Raw genomic sequence first — 19,026 nt, 5'->3', positions numbered from 1 at the left:
GACGTAACCAGCAGGAAATCTGACGAAGAAAACTCTTTTTACTGGGACCTAATCCCCAAGAAACTAAGAGCGACGATAGAAGCTCTGAAGATAGCCGTGCCTCCAAGATTTATCACCTAGAGGGCACGGAATTCAGGATCAAACGGGTTAGGATAAGACTGAGACAGCACAATACAAAATGATCTTGTATGTCCACTCGTACACCGCTCGTCTGGCTTCTAAGACACTAAAGTTATTTTCGATTCTCCGGAGCTGTCGAAGCAGCGCATAAATTACGCTCGCATTCTGTTCTTCTAATGTTGGTTAGCAAGGCTGTGTAACTGCTCCATTTATGCAGTCGCTGAAAAGCGTTTCACTAAATTAAGTTCCCTAAGGTTTCCTCCTCGCCAAGGCGAGCAAACTGAGAAGAGCGCAGGGGATGGGACGTAGGACAAAAAAAGCCCGAGTATGTACCCGAGCTTTTTTCCATGCCTTTTATAAGGCAGGTGCTGCAGAATTAGGCCATAGCCTTGATAGCAGCAACGAGGCGGCTCTTATGACGAGCAGCTGCGTTTTTGTGCAGAACGCCTTTGTCAGCCATTGAGTCAATAACGGACTGAGCGGTCTTGTAAGAAACCAGTGCAGCTTCTTTGTCGCCGGTCAGGATGACTTTGCGAACGTTCTTGATAGCTGTACGATAGCGAGAGCGCTGAGCGGAAAGATGCTTGTTGCGAGCAACTGCCTGAATAGCGCGCTTGCGAGCTTGCTTAGTATTTGCCATTGTTTATTTTCCTTGCCTATGCGAGTGGCGTCTTCAATCTTTACCGGTCGCCACTAGCAATACTACGGGCTCGGCCGGTTAGGTTAATCAAATTTGCTCTTTCTCAAATGAAAAAGAACCATACGAAAGAGCAGGATTATATAAAAAAAACCTCCTGTTATCAACCGGGAGGCAATTGTCTGTTAGGCACACAAAACTTTGCGAAGTAGTTCCAACATGGGTTGTTTTACTGCTAGGCACTAAGGTAAAGAACTCTGAGGTGAAAGCTAAGGGATTCAAGTGCTTCCTGACTGAATACAACAAAGAGTTCAAGGTTAATCCTTTAGATGAGCACATGGCGTTCACAGCCCGCTTTCTATAAGCAAAGAATACGTGTTAGAGATAGTACCTTATCCAAGCAACTGACATTCTCATTTTAAGAGGTCAATAATCCAAGTGCTGGGATTTTTAACCTCGCAAAATCGCTTAGGCCTAACCAACAGAGAGACAATTGACTTTTTCGATAACTTCAGCTTCTTGTGTCAGAAGCAGATTTTGGAAGCGCTCTCGCCTATATTGTGGACGGAAGATAGGATTGTTTCTTTCGGGCAGTGCCGTCATAGGCATAGCGTCGCCTGGCTGTCAAGGACTGTTACAATCCTGTTCTTACAGTATTTTTGTTTTGGTACAGACGTGAGCATCTTTCGCAACGCCGCGGTTATATCCGGCATGACACTTTTATCTCGTATCACAGGTCTGATTCGAGACATCCTTATTGCCCGAGTTTTTGGCGTAAGCGGAGATACGGATGCCTACTATGTTGCCTTCAGACTGCCGAATTTATTGCGCAGGCTCTTTGCCGAGGGAGCGTTTCAGCAGGCATTTGTACCGATGCTCGCGGATGTCCGAAGTACACGCTCGCCTCATGAGGCTAAGTCATTTATCGACAAAGTTGCCTCTCTGCTGGCGTTTGTAGTTTTAGTCGTCAGCATACTTGGCGTTTTGGCCGCACCGGTGCTCGTCTGGGTAATTGCCTCAGGTCTCACCGAGGAGCCGACGACTTTTGATACGGCTGTACAGCTTACGCGGTACATGTTTCCGTATATCTTCTTCATGTCAATGGTCGCGCTGAGCTCGTCCATTCTTAATACATGGAAACACTTTGCGATACCGGCGGCGGTTCCGATTCTCTTAAACCTCTCGCTGATTACCGCGACGCTTTTTATTGCGCCTCATTTAGAACGTCCGATTTTTGCACTGGCAATCGGTGTAATGTCCGGCGGATTTCTTCAGCTTTTTGTTCAGATTCCTCAGTTGGTGAAGCTCGGTCTTTTTCCGAGATTCATCAATCCGATAACCGCAGCTAAAGATCCATCCGTTCGCCGCGTGCTCAAATTAATGGTGCCGTCGCTTTTTGGTGTTGGCGTCGCTCAGATTTCCATCCTGATCAACACAAATATCGCGTCTTTTCTTCAGGAAGGGTCGGTGACTTGGCTTGCGTACGCCGATCGCCTCATGGAATTTCCGACTGCGCTTTTAGGAGTCGCCTTGGGTACAGTTCTTCTGCCGAGTCTTTCAGCAGCCTTTTCCAAAGGACTGAAGGAGCGCTACAACGCGCTATTGGATTGGGGGCTTAAATTGGTGGCGGCTTTTGCGATTCCTGCCGCAATTGGTTTGGCGATGCTTGGGGAAGGGCTGGTTGCAGTTCTCTTCCAAAGCGCCCGCTTTAACGCCAATGATGTCTTTCAGACTTCGACGGCGGTGCTCGGCTACTCCTGCGGTCTGATTGGGCTGATCGGCATTAAGATCCTCGCGCCCGGTTTTTACGCGCAGAAAGATATCAAGACACCGGTGAAGATTGCATGTACGGCGCTCGTTGTGACTCAGATTTTCAATTTGATCAATGTTCCGCTGTTTTCTCACGCGGGGCTTGCGCTTTCTGTCGGTATGGGAGCCTGCTTTAATGCGGGAGTGCTGATGCTGACGCTTAGGAAACGAGGCGTTTTCACGCCGCTTGCCGGCTGGAAAAAGCTCTTTATTGCTATCTTTGTCGGCGCCGCGCTGCTCGTTGTTTATTTGGGCGTGATTCAGCACTATGTGGTTTGGACAGAGCTCACCTGCGCCTGGATTCTCAAGGTCGCACTAATTCTTGCGGTGGTTGTCGGTGCGGCGGTGCTGTATCTTGGAACACTCGCCGCTTTCGGTTATCGAATCTCGGATCTGAAAGTCAGTGAAGTCGACTAGATCCGAGAGTCTCGTTATTCTCTGGTGACGTCGACGCCGTGCTTGAAGGGTAGCATGATCGGAAAAGCGACTAAGTCATCGTCGTCCATGGTCATGAGTGCTTCAGGGCCGTCTTTGGCGCTGTTGTATGCGTAATTCAGCTTGGCGTATACATCCTGAATTCCGTCATCAAGTGTTTCCTTGACGGCATCGGGATTGTCTTCAACATAGGCGATTAAATTTTCCAGCGCTTCTTTAGCGTCGTTGAGTGTCGCTAAAACCCATTCGGGATCGTATTCAGTTTTGTAGTCGTCCATAACCGTCTCAATTAAAGTGGATCTGATTAGTTTAGTCAGTTTTGGCTTGCGGATAGCGTTTTTTGCATGAGTACTGAATCCAGCCAGCGGTCAAATTTAAATCCGACGTTTTTCAGAGTGCCGACATGCTCAAAACCGCAGTGTTTATGCAGACCGATTGACGCTTTATTCTCAGAGTCGCCGATGATGGCGATCATCTGAGAGAATCCGCGAATTTCGCACTCAGAGATCAGCGAGGTGAGAAGCTGTGTGCCGACGCCGACGGACCGGCATTCAGGGTGGACGTAAATCGAATCCTGAACGGTAAAGCGATAGGCAGCTCTCGGACGATAGGCGGACGCGTAGGCAAAGCCTAAGATCTGCCCCTCTAATTCGGCGACTAAATAAGGTGCTTTAAAAGCAAAAACCTGCTGCATTCTTCGAAGCATCTCTTTTTCATCAGGCGGATCAATCTCAAAACTTCCAGTTCCTAAAAGCACCGCCTGTTCATAAATGCTTGTAATCGCGTCGATGTCTCTTTCATGCGCGAAACGAATATTGACATCTAAGGAAACCATTTTTCTTCTCTCATAGAATATGGCAGAGATTTTAGTCGATTAAGATACAATTTCTTACAGCGTCCGCCTCTAGGGGCTCAAATAAGGAAAGGAAGTTAAATGGCAGGATCACGCATTGGAGAATACTTTGCCGTCACCAATTTCGGCGAGTCGCACGGACCGGCGATCGGGTGCGTCATTGACGGGTGTCCTCCGGGAATGGAACTCAGCGCGGAGGATATTCAGAAGCAGCTGGATCGAAGACGCCCCGGACAATCGCGGCACGTGACGCAGAGAAAAGAGAGCGACACGGTGGAAATTCTCTCGGGTCTCTACAAAGGCGTTACAACAGGGACGCCGATCGCGCTTTTGATCCGCAATGAAGATCAGCGCAGCAAGGATTATTCTGCGATTGAGAATGTGTTCAGACCGGCGCATGCCGACTATACGTATTACCGTAAGTTCGGCATCCGCGATCCGAGGGGCGGCGGAAGAAGTTCGGCAAGACTGACTGCGCCGACCGTTGCCGCCGGCGCTGTCGCCCGCAAGTGGCTGGAAAAGAACTTAGGTATTCAAATTCGGGCGTGCCTGACTAATTTAGGAGGAATACCGCTTGCTATTAAAGATTGGTCGGCGGTTGACGAAAATCCCTTTTTTACCGCGGATCCGCAGAAGGTTCCTGAGCTTGAAGCTTTTATGGACGCTTTAAGGAAGTCAGGCGATTCAGCGGGCAGTGAGGTTTACGCTGAAGCGCTTGGTGCTCCCGCGGGTCTTGGTGATCCGATCTATCGCAGGCTGGACGCCTGTCTGGCGTACGCCTTTATGGGACTGAACGCGGTCAAGGGAGTATCCATCGGAGACGGTTTTGACGTGATCGGAGCCAGAGGCACGGAAAACGCGGATCAAATGAATACCCGCTGGGAGAATGATTTTGGTTCCAACCACGCTGGCGGCATTCTCGGCGGAATTTCAAACGGTCAGCCGATAACCGCGAGAATCGCAATTAAGCCGACTCCGTCGGTTCGTACGGAACTTGATTCGATGACCGTCGACGGAGAGAACGTGCGCGTGTCGACAAAAGGACGTCATGATCCGTGTGTCGGTATTCGTGCTGCTCCGATTATTGAAGCACTTTTTGCACTGGTGCTGATGGATCAAGTTCTTGCTCAGCGCGGTCAATGCGGAAGAATAGGATGATTCGCTCGGTGAATCAGCTTCAGGCTATTTGGCAAAAGGCCGGTGATCACATTCAATCTCTGCCTCAGAGGAGGTTGTGAAAGGAACCGTTTGGTTTGTTTCGAGTCAAAAGATGCCAAGTAAGCCGGGGTTCCTTCATGCCCAAAGCGCTGAAGGAACCTCTCCGCAAAATATAGATAAGGGCTTCAGGTAATAACACAGGCCTCCGTTGAAGGTCAGTGCAAAGGAGGAGAGGGCCAAGGGATTTTGTAGATTGATTCTCGGCTGAATACCTTCTGAATCAGAGGCGTTAGAAGAGAATATTTTTTGTATTTTTGAGTTGCCCGTGCCGGTATGGCTGCAGGATGTATCAACGAAGTTTGTTGTAGTTGAGAGCGGCGCAAAGAAACAAGAGTTTGACCGGAGAAACTTTAGTCAGACACTTGCCTCTCTTCCAAAAGAAGCGGATTAGGTAAGATTGGTGATGTTGCTCTTAATCTTTTCTAACTCTTCTAAAGAGAGACAGCAGACCTTTGAGATTGTTTCCAAAGGTAGAAGGTTTGCAGCAATGAGTTTTTTGGCACAAGACAATCTCACTTCTCTTCTGCCTTCTTCTATTCCTATAGCTCTGCCTCTTGCGACAGAGCGGGCGTCAACTTCGGATAATTCATCTAGACTATCTCTATCCTTAAAGAGGCGCAGGCGTTCACCTAAAACTTCGTTTTTCATCTCGTCAGCTCCCTTACTGAAAAAATCATTCATTAATCTTCCGATCGGATCATCTCCTCGGAACCGGCCGTTGACAAAGATAATGCGAGTATCGTCTGTTAGTTGGGCTGGTCTGTTTACGGCGCCTTGAGCACGTTTGTTAACGGTTTTTCAGAAGGGTCGCGAACATTGCTGTTAGGAATGACTCTACTCGGTCTCTTTGATTTTCAGAAGTTCTTCGATAGGTAGCCCGCTGACTTCAGAGATCCTTTCTAGGGACATTTGGCCAAGCCGAATCAGTTTAGTTACGATTTCAAGTCTTTCTTCCGCTCTGCCTCTTGCGACGGAGCGGGCATCAACCTCGGATAATTCTTCCAGACCTTTTTCGCTTTCCATGAACTACCTCGCACTCACGTGCGAGGTTTCATGGGAGCGTGCTCCCATTTCTAGCGTTTCTATCGCATTTTAGAGATTCGGATAATCCTCCGCATTAGGAGGCAGCTCAATAATAAAAAGCTCCGGGGTATGGCTAACAAGCTGTATATGCGGACACGCCTACAGATCGAACCGGATTAAGGCGTGTCAGTCGCATCGTTCACAATACCTGTTTGCTCTCTCCAAATTTATGAGTTTAATTTTTCATTGAAGGTCCGTTTGCTTACTTTTTTCTCGGCCAGCAGCTGACGCCTTTTGTGTTCGAAAGAACAGCAGGGTCAAATTCCGGATCCGTGATGCCATTGGCTTTCTGCGCGTTGTAATCTCTGAGCGCTGCAATTGCATACTTCCCGAGGAGAACAATCGCGATTAAGTTGACAATTGCCATAAGCGCCATGAAGAGGTCGGCCAAATCCCAAACAATGGAAAGGGATGCGATGGAGCCGACAAATACCATGACTACGACGCAGGCTCTGAAGATCGGAAGCGCTGCTTTGCTCTTAGAGATAAAGGGCATATTCATTTCGCCGTAGAAATAATTGCCGATAATGGAGCTGAAGGCAAAGAAAAGAACGACGATTGTCATGAAGAAATTTGTCCAGGTGCCGAGCTGACCGGCAACGGATTTCTGAACCAATTCAATACCGGTAATTTTTGCGCTTTCCCATTCCGGCGAGAGCAGAACCAGCATCGCAGAAGCGGTGCAGACGAATAGGGTGTCGAAGTAAACGCCCATGGACTGAATGAGACCCTGTTTGACCGGGTGAGTTGCGTCCGCAGCAGCAGCGGCATTCGGAACAGCACCCATACCGGCTTCGTTGGAGAAGAGACCGCGTTTAATGCCGGTCATCATGGCAGTACCGATTGCGGCGCCGGTTACTGACTCAAAATTGAAGGCTTTGGTGACAATCATGAGAAGCACGCGAGGTACTTCCGTGATGTTCATTAAGGTAATCACAAGCGCGAGCAGAAGATAAGCCCCCGCCATAAAAGGCACAATGTAGCTTGCGACCTTCGCGATGCGTGTCATGCCTCCGAAAATTACAAGTGAAGTCAGAATGGCAACGCCGATGCCGGTGTAGAGCGGGTCAATCTGGAAAGTTGTCGCAATTGAAAGCGACATTGTGTTGGCCTGCACAGAGTTAAAGATCAGACCATATGTGACGGAAATCAGGACCGCAAATACGCCCGCGAAGAAAGGGGAACCCAGCGCGTTCTTGATGTAATAAGCGGGGCCTCCGAGAAAGCCTCCGCCCGGTTTGCGAATTTTATAGATCTGCGCAAGGGTAGATTCGATAAAGCCACTTGCCGCACCGATTGTCGCGATAACCCACATCCAGAAAATAGCGCCGGGACCACCCGTGACAACGGCAATCGCGATACCGGCGATATTGCCGACACCGACTCGGGACGCTGTAGAAATGCAGAAAGCCTGGAAAGGAGAAATATGTCCGTTGGGCGGAGGCGTTCTGGATCCTTCGAGCACGCAGCGGAACATCTCCCGAATATTAGTGATTTGGACAAAACGCGAGGTAAAAGTAAACCAAAGTCCGATGCCAATCAGCATGATGATCAGAACATAAGACCAAAGAACGTCATTAATAGACGCGACAGCAGAAGCGAACCAATTCATTGACTATTAAAAAGGATAAGTATCAGGATTAACCACTAATTGTAGCAATCGCAAATTAGTGATACCGCAAATACGAACAATTTTTGTTCAGCTTTTTGTTTTCAGGGGGATTAATTTTTAAGGGATTGTGTCCTGTTCGATTTTCTTATAGTCCAATTTTCCGTGACGAGGCTCCGGATTTTTTCGACAAAAAACTTCTCGTAATAGAGCAGGTTGGTTTGAGGAGCAGATATCGAAAAAGTTCCGGGCATGCCTGAGCTTTTGAGGTTCCCTAAACATCCTGTGAGCTTTAAGTCGATAAAGAAGTAAGTCTCGGTTATAGCGTTAGGTATAGATAAATTTGCCGCGGTTTTCTATGACGGAATTTCCAACCTCATAAGCTTTAACAATGCTGATTCGACGTACGGATTTAGCGTTTACAGTAATTCTGATCACTTCGGAGTCCATCCTGCCTGCACAGCTGAATATGCGCAGGAGATAAATGTTGTAGAGCTTTTCGCCTTTCGGGCTCTTGCCGTCTTCGCTGAAAAACGGAAGTTCTTCGGATTTGGCGCCGAGGTTATGGAGGAATTCGGAGATATTGAAGCGGACAATATCAATGAGGCACGTTTGCTGAGGCAGTTCGCTGACCGACAATGAAACTTCACGACTGTAACGAAATACGGAGTCAGGCCGGAAAGCAGAAAGTTCAAACCTGCGTGAAGCGTCTCGGATTAAATCCTCAGCGCGCAATGGCAGCTCCTCTGAACGTACAAAGCCGAAATTTTCTTTGGCCGAACCGACGCGCTGATTATTCATGAAAATAAAAAGCCGTCTGTCCGGTATCCATCTTCTAAAAATAACGTTTGAGAGCCAGTCTCTAAAAATTTCTTTGAAGCGATCTTTAAAGATGTAGGCGATTACAAGCGCAAAGAATAGGTTGCGGCTCAGCGAGCCGTAGAGATCCTGGTAGAAGAAGGCGACGATCGTCGCAAACAGCATGGAGAGAGCGGCCGCTGATCCGTAGATGGAATGAGTCAGCAGGGGCGCTCCTGCCTTATATCGGATGTCAAGATAAAGACAGCTGTGCACAAATTTCTTCAGATGAGACCAGCGCAGAAGAAATGCGGATTCTTTGCTTTCTCCTTCAGGAATTTCATAAGGGAAATGCATTTGACGATAGTCTTCGACGTCTCGCCAGTGAGAGAGTATCTTTGTTCGGTTTTCTCCGACGAAGACAGCGCTCAGATCTCTGAGGCAGAAAGCGGTTTCCACCGTGAGAAATTCGTCAAGGCAGTCAAGCAGATGCCCTACATCCTTGTCATGCGTCTGAGAGGATTTAACTTTACGAAATTCTTCAAGGAGCTGCCCGACAGTGCGCAGAAAGTCATCAACTTCGTCAGCTGTCAGTTCCGAGGTTCCCATTAAAGCCCGGCATCTTTCCTGCAGAGCGGATTTAAATCTCAGACCGAACCTTTTATAAGCGGTGCTGAGCTGATTGATGTCGGAGCAGGACTGCAGCGGTTCGGAAAGTTCGTCAAAGAGCGTCTCCAAGCTGGGACTGGTTTCAGAGAGGCTCAGGTAGCACTTCAGATTGCGCTTGAATTCTTCCTTTTTGAAATTGTTTTCTGTGATCTGAAGCGCACCCGGAAAGATAAAGAAATTGTCGACTCGGTATTTGAGCTTCTTGGATTGAGCGGCGATACGGATTTTTTGTTTGATTTCGATTTGTTTTCTGCCGTGCAGTTTGATCGCGTCTGTCCCCTGGGCGTGCGCCTGGGCGAGTTCACTCACGCACAACAAACGCCCCCCAAAGCTTTCTTCGGCTTTGCGGCGCGATCGGGGATTACCTCGTTAGAAGAATCCGGGCGTGATGCCGAGCCATTTGAAGTAGGTAGCTCCTGCGAGCAATAGGCCCAGCCAGTAGAGAATCGACATTACGAAGCCGTAATAGAAGGATTCTCCCATCGTGTATTTGTTGGTGCCGTAAAGCATCGCGTTAGGCTTTGCGTTAAACGGAAGACTCCAGCAGACGTTGATGCAGAGCGCGACCGGGATTGCGAGCGAAAGGATGTCGATCTTTAATTCCTGAGCAATACCGATGACGATCGGCATGAAAATAATGGTTCTCATGTTCTTGCTTTGGAAGATGAAATGACTCGTGATAAAGATGCCGGTCAGGAGCGCATACAGGCTGAAGTAGCTCATTGAAGCCAAACCGAGTCCGTCCATCATCGCCTTGGTGAGCGTGTCCATCAGTTTGGTCGCGGTCAGACCTGCACCCAGCGCATAGGCGCCTGCCGAGAAGATCATCAGGTGCCACGGAATATCCACGTCGTTCCAGTTCAGCAGCTTAAACTGCGGCGCGAGCATGATGACGGCGCCGGTCATGGCAACAACCGTTGCATTGATGCCGTGGATCTTATCGGTTGCCCAAACGAGGAGCACCAGTCCGAAGATCGCGATGGCTTTAAGTTCATTGACTTTGAAGGGACCGAGCTCATCGTAGGCTTTTTGGAGCGACTCCATGCCGCCCTGAAGTTTGGGCTGCGAGTCTTCCTTTGAGACCGGGAAGATGAAGCGCACGCCAAGCGCGTAGCCGATGATGCCGAATCCGATGACAAGCGGCAGACCGGCCATCAGCCAGTCAAAGTAATAAATGGTGCAGCCTGCGCCCGCGAGCAGCGCGATTGCAAGAAGGTTGGCGCCGGATCCGGTCATAAACGCGTTGCAGCTCGCATTGATCATGACGAGGTTATAGAGCACCAGATTACGGGAGAAATTGTTGGTGGAATCGGTGCCGGGCGCTCCGTAAACCGCAGAGATCACCATAAAGAGAGGCATCATGAGTGCGGCTTTTGCGGCTGTCGCGTTTACAAAGGCTGCCAGCAGGACGTTAATGCCGAGGAATGTCAAAAAGATTGCCGAGGCGTTTCGGCCGAATCTCAGAATCAGCCAAAGCGCGACGCGTTTCACGAGCTGCGTCTTAACCAGAGCGCTCGCAAGCACGAACGCGGAAACGTTCAGCCAAATGACCGGATCGCCTAGGGTGGCCATGGCCGGCTTTGCTTTTAAAATCCCGGTCAGCACGAGTCCGCAGATTAAAAGCATTGAGGTCACGTAGTTCGGAAGCGCTTCGCTGATCCAGAGGAAAAGCGCAGTCGCAAAAAGCGCGAACATCACCTGCTGTTTCGCGTTCAGAATAGGAATTTGGAAGACGTACGCGAGAAGGACGAACAGAATTGCGGCGATCGGCAGTCCCCATGTTCTGAAGAAAGCTCCGGTCTTTGTGAGCTTTTTTTTGGGGAGTCGGTTTAGCGAATAACTGTTCAGATCCAACGGATCGAATTTGGTCTGGACGGTGTTCGTTGTCATAGTTTTTGCGGCGGTCGTTCAAGACCGCCGTTCCGGTTAAATCTGGTAAATCTTTAGTTCATGCCGAGAACTTGTTTGGCCGCCTTTAAGTAATTTGTGTTGGGCAGGTCGGCGATGCCAAGTGCTTCGGTGGCTTTCTTCATGCCTTCATAGTTTTCGCTTTCGCAGCAGGCAGTTTCAACCATAGCGCCGTTGAACCAAACCTGGGCGTATTCGCAGATGATGCCTTCAACGGAGAATCCGTAGCGTTTCTTTTCTACGCGCACAACCGCAAGTTCGGGGTTGTCTTTAGCCATAGCGATGAACTCTTCAAGCGTGTAAACGTCCTTGGTCAGTTCAAGCGGTACCTGCAGATGCTTGAGAATTTCCGCAAGTTCTGCCTGTTTGACCGGGAACTGGAACTTTCCTCTCGGCTGGAAGATTTCGTAGCCTTCGGGTGTTTCACCGACTTTGGTCTTGATGTCGAGCAGTCCGTCACGAACTTTGACGTTGGCTTCGTTGGTGCGGCGGGAGAGGAAATAGACTTCGGTCGGCATTATGCGGGCAGCGTAAAGTGTGGCTTTGCATTTCCACATGTGTTCCTGAACGCCGGAGATGATGTCTTTACCAAAGACACGGAATTCAGCGCGGGGGATGATTTTGGCGGCTTCGTCAGCGCTGATGGCTTTGTTTTTGTCGTAAGGATTTGTCATTTTGAGGCCTACTTGTTCCAGGTGGTGAAAGGATGAGCAACGAGGTTGGAATTGAAATAACGGGGATCAGAAGAAACTTCTTCACCGATCCATTCCGGTTTGACAAACGCAGTGTCTTCCGAGGGAATTTCAATTTCAGCGACAACCAGACCTTCGTTAACGCCGTGGAATTCATCGATTTCCCAAGTCAGGCCGTTCCCGGCAGGAATCTTATAGCGGGTCTTCTCAATGATGGGTTTTTCAGCAAGTTCGTCGAGCATCTTGACGCAGTCGTCATACGGGATCGCATATTCGAACTCGAGACGAGTGCAGCCGACCGTCAGTCCTTTGACTGTGAGGAATGCTTTGTCATTGATGGTGCGGATGCGGACAGTGCGTTCCTTAACGCTGTTCAGATAGCCCTGACGATAATGTGTACCGACAGCGCCCTTACGCCATTCGTCGCCGACGACGAGGAATTTTCTCTCAATTTCTTTTGCCACTTTATGCTCCTTGCTAAATGAATAAGTCATTGGTTAATAACGATGAGTACATTCTGAGCTTGCGGCAGAAAAATAAAAAATTATCAAATCATATACGTCTTATAAGCAATTCTTATGAGTGAATCGATTCACTTTGTTCTTTCGGCTTCATATGGTCCGAGAGAAGAGAAATGAATTCAAACGCGGCGGGCGAGAGTTCACGTTTATCGTTGTAGCCGAGGAAATAATCGGCGGTGACGGAAAAGTTTTCAACGCTGAGAAGGCTCAAAGCCTCTCGTTTGAGTTCGTGACTGACGGCAACGAGCGGGAAGGCTGCGGCGCCGAAGCCGCACGCAATCAGGCGTTTTGAACTTTCAAGACTGTTGACTTCAATGGCAGGCGCCGTGAGAAACTCATAGACGCCGACGCTCTTAAACCACTCTTCAAGTTTGGAGCGCATACGGCTTCCTCTTTGCCGCATGACGAGATAGCTTTCTGCGAATTCTTTTGGGGACAGCGGTCTTTTCAGGGCTGCGAGCGGCGACGAGGGCCTGCAGACGCAGACATAAGGCTCCTTCATAAGCAGCTTCTGCCGACAGTGTTTAAGGCCGCTGACATGACGGCTTAAAGCAACGTCAGCGACACCTTCTTCGACAAGGTGCGTGACATAGGCGGAGTCTCCCATTTCCAAGCGAATGGAAATCAGCGGGTATTTTTTGTAGAACTCGTTAATGACCGAAGAGAGGAAATAGTTGCCCATGACTGCGCTTGCAGCGATTGTCAGTTCACCGGTAAGAAGGTGGTTCAGGTCATTAAAAACGTTTTCGATTTCTCGGAAGATGCCGAAGAGTTTCTGCGTATAGCTAAAAAGGATTTTTCCTTTGGCGGTCAGTCTGATCTGGCGTTTGCTCCGATCAAAAAGCGGGTTGCGCAGTGCGTGTTCGATGCCCTGAATCTGCTGAGAAACCGCGGGCTGAGTCATGTAAAGCGCTTTGGCGGCTTCAGTGAAACTGCCTAAACTTGCGACCACATGAAACGTCTTGAGATGCTCAAGATTCATTCGGGAAATGCTGACCTGTTTATTGTGCATACAGACAACCTTTTGGTGTAAGGAAACTCATTTAAGAAAGAGGTCGGTAATAAGTTTAATTGATCAGCAGTATCGATTTTCAATCGGCAGAAATTATGGTTAGCCAAGAGGTTAGGGGAGGTGTGAGGGCCATGATCCGAATTTGAGTATGCTATTTCTCCGGACGAGACTCGTACTTGATTTCGTGTTTAATGAGGTCGCCAGGTTTTTAACCAGCTCACTTCATCTGCGTGTCACTTTTGAGTGATTTATCATGAAAAATGAAATTAAAAAGCCTCCGACAGAATCCCAAACCTTTGCTGAGTACTACGAATCGTGGTTACGTATCTACAAGAAAGGTGCCGTCAGGGAAGTTACATTTAATAAGTATCAAATGACGCTTCTTTGGGTTAGGCGTTTGATTCCGAATCTTGTTCTTAGGGATTTGACCCGACTTAACTATCAGGACCTATTGAATCGGTATGCGGAATGCCATGAAAAACAGACGACGATTGATTTTCATCATCAGCTTAAAGGCGCAATTTTGGATGCCGTCGACGATGGATTAATTGACCGAGATCCTACTCGCAAAGCCATTATCAAGGGGCGTGCGCCGCGTTCAAAAAAGGCGAAATTTTTAAATCAGTTTGAGTTACACAAGCTTCTTTCCGCTCTGGATTTATCCGCTTCTCTTAATTGGGGCTGGTTTATTCTCCTGGTTGCAAAAACCGGAATGCGTTTTTCAGAAGCTTTGGTGCGCCCCCTGTAATTTGTCGTTTAGCAAGCTTACTTGACTGATTTACCAAAAGCTTCTATAGAGAAACTTTTATAGATTGCCATGATATACGGTTACATTAGGGTCAGTTCTGACAAGCAAACGGTTGAAAACCAGCGGTACGAAATTAATCGCTTCTGCATCGAAAAAAATATGGTTGTTAACGGTTGGATAGAAGAAACAATTTCGGGAACCAAAGCCTATAACAAGCGCGAGCTTGGAAAGTTGCTTAACCGAATAAAGAAAGATGATCTCATTATTTGTGCAGAGTTGTCGCGCCTTGGCCGAAATCTTTTTATGATTATGGAGATCCTTAATTTATGCATGATGAAAGAAGCAAAGGTATGGACCATCAAGGACAATTATCGTCTTGGTGATGATATTCAAAGTAAAGTGTTGGCTTTTGCGTTCGGCCTTTCCGCAGAAATTGAACGCAACCTTATTTCTCAGCGCACTAAAGAAGCTCTAGCCCGGAAAAAATCGGAAGGAGTCATCCTTGGACGTCCTAAAGGAAGGAAGAATTCTCCTGATAAATATAAACTTTCTGGGAAGGAAAGACTCATTCAAGACCTGCTTACCATTGGCACATCTCAAAGACAGATAGCCAAAATCTGCAAAGTTGATCGCAATACACTTGCCAGGTTCATAAAAAATATGACTAGCAATAAATAATTGAGCGTTTTCGTTCAGCAAAATGCCGTCTCCAACAATTTTGCGACGTCTGATTCGTGGGTGATACTCTCGCCCATTGAGCGTAGTATTAAACGGAAAATCGAAAGTATTGGAACCCCGCTCAAGGACTGGGATATTCAGATTAATTATGGGATAAAGACTGGTAGCAACGAAGCATTCATCATATCAACCGAAAAACGTAATGAAATACTAGCCAATTGTGCCAATGAGGCTGAACGCCAAAGAACGGCTGAACTTATCCGACCGATTCTTCGTGGCAGGGATATCAAGAGGTATGGATATATGGACAATGGACTATACCTTATCAATATTCATAACGGCATTCGTGGGCGTATTCCTCGCATCAAAATAGAGGACTATCCTGCTGTAAAGGCTCATCTAGACCAATATTGGGACAAGATTGAAAAGAGAGCAGACCAAGGAGATACTCCATATAATTTAAGAAACTGCGCTTATTTGGAGGATTTTTCCAAACCAAAATTGTTCTACCCCGATATTTCTCAGAACTTAACTTTTGCTTTATGTCAGGAAAAAGTTTTCTGTAATAACACGGTCTATTTTTTCTCCTCAAAATCTGAAAAACTATTAGAGTATTTAGCCTCAGTCTTGAATACTAAGCTTATGGACTGGTACTACCGGACCATTTCCGTGCAATTAGGAAGCTGCGCTGTTCGTATGTTCTCAATTTATGTACTTAATTTGCCGGTCCCCAAAAAAGTTAGCGGGAGCTTATACGAGACATTAAGTCTTACAAAGGAGGAGATCGCCTTTATAGAATCTCAATAAAACCAATCTGTTGACGTTCTTTTTCCGTAAGTTCATAAAGATCAAAAATTAAGGAGTCCAATCTTAGCGCTATTCGCTTGCATGGAACGTCTTGCATTTTGGCTACCAACTCTTTAAATAAGGCTTCTGTTGAATCATCAATTCGAATGACAGGAATCTTTTCGAAAAATATTTTTCGCAACTCTCTTGTTCCTCCTTGTAGTTCTGGGAAGTCATTGACGAAACAATATTTGAAAAGAGAAGAGTTTAGAAATGCTGTCAGAAAGGCCAAATGTTTCCCCGTAATCATGAAAGACTTATCATTTTGGTAAAAACCCCTTTTATCGTAATAAAAAGGCAAATACTTTGTCATGTTTGGGTATACAACTTTTGGCTTAAGAAAATCCTCCCAATAACTGATGCTGTCTTGTATTTCAAACCACCTATTAGGGGTTTTCTTCCGTGCCTTTTCAGGGGCATTTCCGATAACTATTCTTTTTCCTAATATCTCTACAAATTTCCCCGTTTGTGCTAATTTCTGCTGACAGAAATCTGCAAGATAGCCGTTTGCAACCCAATCATAGCCAGCAGTACGGAGATTATTTTCTGCAAAAGATAAAAAGTAATCCTTGACTGCAGGGTAATCTTCAATATCGTAGTGGCGAGCGGGGAATGTGGCAATCAAATATAAATTTGCCCACTCATATCCATATCTCTTGATGTCCCTGCCACGAAGAATCGGTCGGATAAGTTCAGCCGTTCTTTGGCGCTCAGCCTCATTGGCACAATTGGCTAGTATTTCATTGCGTTTTTGAGATGAAATAATGAAGGCCTCGTTACAACCAGTAAGAATTCCACGGTAAATTCGAATATCCCAGTCCTTGAGTGGGGTTCCAATACTTTCGATTTTCCGTTTAATACTACGCTCAATGGGCGAGAGTATCACCCACGAATCAGACGTCGCAAAATTGTTGGAGACGGCATTTTGCTGAACGAAAACGCTCAAATTTTTTATGCTATTTTTATCCTGTTTACTTGCACATGTACAAAGCGTTTTATGCTGATTTGGCTCCTGAGAGAACAGGAGAATGTTGGTATCAACAGTAGCGCTATCGAACACTTTTACACCTGCAAAATCTATTAACAAAATGGGATTCGTGTTCTTTGCCAAAAAATCGCGAGTTTTTTTACCATATCCCGCCCTCATCCATTTGTTGGAAGTAATAAAACAGAGATGCCCTCCTGCTTTTAGCAATTGATGACCGCGTTCATAGAAAAGACAATAAATATCTCCCTTTCGTTCAAATGTTCTATAACCACTCTTTTCATATAAATTAGCCAACTTCCCTGCATTATTTTGAAGTTGTATGTAGGGGGGATTTCCTATAACGATGTCAAAGCCATCAGTGAGGCCGAACATCCATTCCGGATCAAAAAATGAACTAACACTGTTCTGATCATATGGATTCCACGATGCCAGTTGGCATGCGTCCTCCGGCGCGAAATCGTTATTTTCCGCCAGAAGCTTTACGAGGTTGGAACGAAGTAGATGGTCTTCATTGCGAAGGTCACGTTTAGTTTTAGCGGATTTTGCTTCGAAATGAAGCCTACGAACTTGTTTTAATTTTTGCTTAGTAATCTCTATTTCAGGATCCTCGAAAAGATTTCCCTGTTTTCTTCTCTTCACTGTATGCAGAGAGTCTGCAGTAACAAATTTAGTCTCTAAATTTGGAAGTGTTGGAATACCGAAATTAGGCTTGGAAGGATCCTTCTCGCAGTCACAAATAAGAGAGATGAAAAAACGAAGCTTTGTAATCTGGGACGCTATGCTCTGAATGTCACAACCATAAAGGCAATTTTCAATTATTGAAAGTTTAAGGTCATAACTTTTTTCTTCTGGAAGAATTCTCTGCAGTACATCGACTATACGGTTCAGCAACCCCATCGGGAAAGCTCCTGAGCCACACGCAGGATCGAGAACCTTTACGGCCTTTAATTTATTGGCTGTCGCCAGATATCTTTCTTCGAAATTTTCGTCATACTTAAAATTCGAAGCAAACAACGAGCGATTGAAATCGTTATCTCCGAGGTAGGCAATAAGACTTTCATCTACCATGAAGCTAACAATCTCGCGCGGAGTATAGAAAGAACCGCTCATGTTGCGTGCAGTTTCTTTGGTTTCTGGATTATAAGCGCCAAGGAGATTCTCGAATACCTTGCCCAAAAGTTCAGGATCTAATGCGATCTGTTGTTCATTGGGCGTATTTTCTTCGATGGTAAAGTTATAACGATTAAGAATTGAGAATAATCCTTTTTCTGGAGTAAAGAATAGAGCGTTTGGCACAATTGCTCGATATTTGTAGACACCGTCAGCAAGACGACTTGTGTTTTGGCTAAAACCATCAAAGTTATAGCTCGTTATGACACCGTCAACTACTTTTGTTTTATCAAGACATTCAAAAAGGCCTCCATTGAGGAAAGGAACTTCTGAAAAAACATTTACGACATCTTGCTCCGATATACTAAACATCTCCGCGTATCGGTATAAGGTCTTTACGTCTTCTTGGTCTTCTTTTGCAAAGATTCTTTTCTTGCCATCTTCATCTACAATTGCTCTGTTAAGGGTTGCAAAAAAGAGATTTTGAAGAATCGCGTTGTAATAATTTCCCTCTGTCGTGCTGTTGGGATCAAAATCCTTAAGAATTGTCTTAAGATAATTCTCATCAAAGAGCTGGTTAGGAATAAAAGATTTTTGCTTGATAAACCAGACAAACATTATGCGAGTAATCAATCGAATAATCTTTTCTTCGAGGTCGTCACTAGCTTTTTTTTCTACAGATGCACTTTTTGGGAATGAAATTCCGCTCGACGAATCAACTGCCCAAAGAAACCAATCAAACAAATCGTTGTAGAACTTCTTCGTCAGCGCCTCAACAGAGAACGCCTCTGTGATGTCTTGCAATGTTTGTTTACTATCTCGAAGTTTTATAAACTGATCAATGGCAGTACGGCAACCGCGTCCCTCTCCAAGGAGATAGGTATAACGCATAGTATCGGTGGAGACTCTCTCATATTCTCCCCGCTTATTAAATCCCCATGTTTCACTAACGTAAGAAAATCGAAGAGCGCTCTCATTATGACGATGTGCAAAAATAAAGGCCCCAGCGTGTCCCATATCCCGCCAATCTTTTGTCAACATATCCCGGATGCTACGTTTATTTCGTTCAATGTCCACATTGTCATTAAGTTCAACTTCATAAACTGCTATAGACTCTCCGTCAGCAAGAGATATCTTGCCCAGAAGCAAGGCTTCCTTTGCAATTTTGCTACTAACGTGAACCGGAGAAGGGGCTCGCCAGAACTGAGCCTTACTGCGAAAAATATCGGTTAAAAGTTGTTGCCAAGACTCTCGGTTGTATTTAGATTCAATTATCTCTTGGTAGTTCATAA

17 protein-coding genes are annotated in these 19,026 nt (G+C 46.4%); 5 read left to right on the top strand and 12 right to left on the bottom strand.

The window, feature by feature from the left end:
• Nucleotides 1–496 precede the first annotated feature (496 nt).
• Nucleotides 497–760, bottom strand: a complete 264-nt coding sequence (rpsT, locus tag E5987_RS08965) for a 30S ribosomal protein S20 (RefSeq protein ID WP_160335754.1) — start codon at nucleotides 758–760, stop codon at nucleotides 497–499.
• Nucleotides 761–1,432: 672 nt separating this feature from the next.
• Here rpsT and murJ point away from each other — a divergent pair.
• Entirely contained in the window at nucleotides 1,433–2,983 is a 1,551-nt protein-coding gene (murJ, locus tag E5987_RS08960) for a murein biosynthesis integral membrane protein MurJ (protein ID WP_160335753.1), read from the top strand.
• 14 nt (nucleotides 2,984–2,997) lie between these two features.
• On the opposite strand, the gene E5987_RS08955 is transcribed toward murJ, so the two are convergent.
• Nucleotides 2,998–3,279, bottom strand: coding sequence for a hypothetical protein (locus E5987_RS08955; protein WP_160335752.1), 282 nt, complete (start codon nucleotides 3,277–3,279; stop codon nucleotides 2,998–3,000).
• A 35-nt stretch (nucleotides 3,280–3,314) separates the two neighbouring features.
• A complete protein-coding gene (locus E5987_RS08950) occupies nucleotides 3,315–3,857 on the bottom strand; it encodes a GNAT family N-acetyltransferase (protein WP_277612585.1) in 543 nt (180 codons plus the stop codon).
• Nucleotides 3,858–3,935: 78 nt separating this feature from the next.
• Here E5987_RS08950 and aroC point away from each other — a divergent pair, with 78 nt between their 5' ends.
• Nucleotides 3,936–5,012, top strand: a complete 1,077-nt coding sequence (aroC, locus tag E5987_RS08945; RefSeq protein WP_160335750.1) for a chorismate synthase — start codon at nucleotides 3,936–3,938, stop codon at nucleotides 5,010–5,012.
• A 447-nt stretch (nucleotides 5,013–5,459) separates the two neighbouring features.
• Here aroC and E5987_RS08940 read toward each other — a convergent pair whose 3' ends face one another.
• The 8 genes from E5987_RS08940 to E5987_RS08905 all read right to left on the bottom strand — a co-directional run bounded on the left by E5987_RS08940 (nucleotide 5,460) and on the right by E5987_RS08905 (nucleotide 13,364).
• A complete protein-coding gene (locus E5987_RS08940; protein ID WP_160335749.1) occupies nucleotides 5,460–5,753 on the bottom strand; it encodes a hypothetical protein in 294 nt (97 codons plus the stop codon).
• A gap of 153 nt (nucleotides 5,754–5,906) precedes the next feature.
• The gene (locus tag E5987_RS08935) at nucleotides 5,907–6,095 is read right to left on the bottom strand and encodes a hypothetical protein (protein WP_160335748.1); all 189 of its coding nucleotides are present in this window, start codon (nucleotides 6,093–6,095) and stop codon (nucleotides 5,907–5,909) included.
• 262 nt (nucleotides 6,096–6,357) lie between these two features.
• A complete protein-coding gene (locus tag E5987_RS08930) occupies nucleotides 6,358–7,767 on the bottom strand; it encodes an alanine/glycine:cation symporter family protein (protein ID WP_160335747.1) in 1,410 nt (469 codons plus the stop codon).
• 324 nt (nucleotides 7,768–8,091) lie between these two features.
• Nucleotides 8,092–9,540, bottom strand: a complete 1,449-nt coding sequence (locus E5987_RS08925; protein ID WP_160335746.1) for a hypothetical protein — start codon at nucleotides 9,538–9,540, stop codon at nucleotides 8,092–8,094.
• A gap of 60 nt (nucleotides 9,541–9,600) precedes the next feature.
• The gene (locus tag E5987_RS08920) at nucleotides 9,601–11,121 is read right to left on the bottom strand and encodes an SLC13 family permease (RefSeq protein ID WP_160335745.1); all 1,521 of its coding nucleotides are present in this window, start codon (nucleotides 11,119–11,121) and stop codon (nucleotides 9,601–9,603) included.
• 53 nt (nucleotides 11,122–11,174) lie between these two features.
• Complete coding sequence (locus E5987_RS08915; RefSeq protein WP_160335744.1) at nucleotides 11,175–11,813, bottom strand: hypothetical protein; 639 nt, start codon at nucleotides 11,811–11,813, stop codon at nucleotides 11,175–11,177.
• An 8-nt stretch (nucleotides 11,814–11,821) separates the two neighbouring features.
• On the bottom strand, nucleotides 11,822–12,295 hold the full coding sequence (locus E5987_RS08910) for a CYTH domain-containing protein (protein WP_160335743.1): 474 nt from the start codon (nucleotides 12,293–12,295) through the stop codon (nucleotides 11,822–11,824).
• Nucleotides 12,296–12,407: 112 nt separating this feature from the next.
• On the bottom strand, nucleotides 12,408–13,364 hold the full coding sequence (locus E5987_RS08905; protein ID WP_160335742.1) for a LysR family transcriptional regulator: 957 nt from the start codon (nucleotides 13,362–13,364) through the stop codon (nucleotides 12,408–12,410).
• A gap of 253 nt (nucleotides 13,365–13,617) precedes the next feature.
• Between E5987_RS08905 and E5987_RS08900 the strand changes: the two genes are divergently transcribed.
• From E5987_RS08900 to E5987_RS08890, 3 genes are all read left to right on the top strand, one after another.
• Nucleotides 13,618–14,112, top strand: a complete 495-nt coding sequence (locus tag E5987_RS08900; protein WP_160335741.1) for a tyrosine-type recombinase/integrase — start codon at nucleotides 13,618–13,620, stop codon at nucleotides 14,110–14,112.
• A 69-nt stretch (nucleotides 14,113–14,181) separates the two neighbouring features.
• A complete protein-coding gene (locus E5987_RS08895) occupies nucleotides 14,182–14,790 on the top strand; it encodes a master DNA invertase Mpi family serine-type recombinase (protein WP_160335740.1) in 609 nt (202 codons plus the stop codon).
• A complete protein-coding gene (locus E5987_RS08890) occupies nucleotides 14,791–15,597 on the top strand; it encodes a TaqI-like C-terminal specificity domain-containing protein (RefSeq protein WP_160335739.1) in 807 nt (268 codons plus the stop codon).
• Here the strand turns inward: E5987_RS08890 and E5987_RS08885 are convergent.
• Nucleotides 15,581–19,024 (bottom strand): Eco57I restriction-modification methylase domain-containing protein, encoded by a 3,444-nt coding sequence (locus E5987_RS08885; RefSeq protein WP_160335738.1) that lies wholly within the window; start codon nucleotides 19,022–19,024, stop codon nucleotides 15,581–15,583. The two genes, E5987_RS08890 and E5987_RS08885, sit on opposite strands and share 17 nt — an antisense overlap.
• Between the last annotated feature and the right edge of the window lie 2 nt (nucleotides 19,025–19,026).

It is taken from the genome of Parasutterella muris, assembly GCF_009767915.1.
In the GTDB taxonomy this organism is placed as follows: Bacteria; Pseudomonadota; Gammaproteobacteria; order Burkholderiales; family Burkholderiaceae_F; genus Parasutterella; species Parasutterella muris.
The sequence above is the reverse complement of the archived record's forward strand: the minus strand, read 5'-3'. Positions and strand labels throughout refer to the sequence as shown.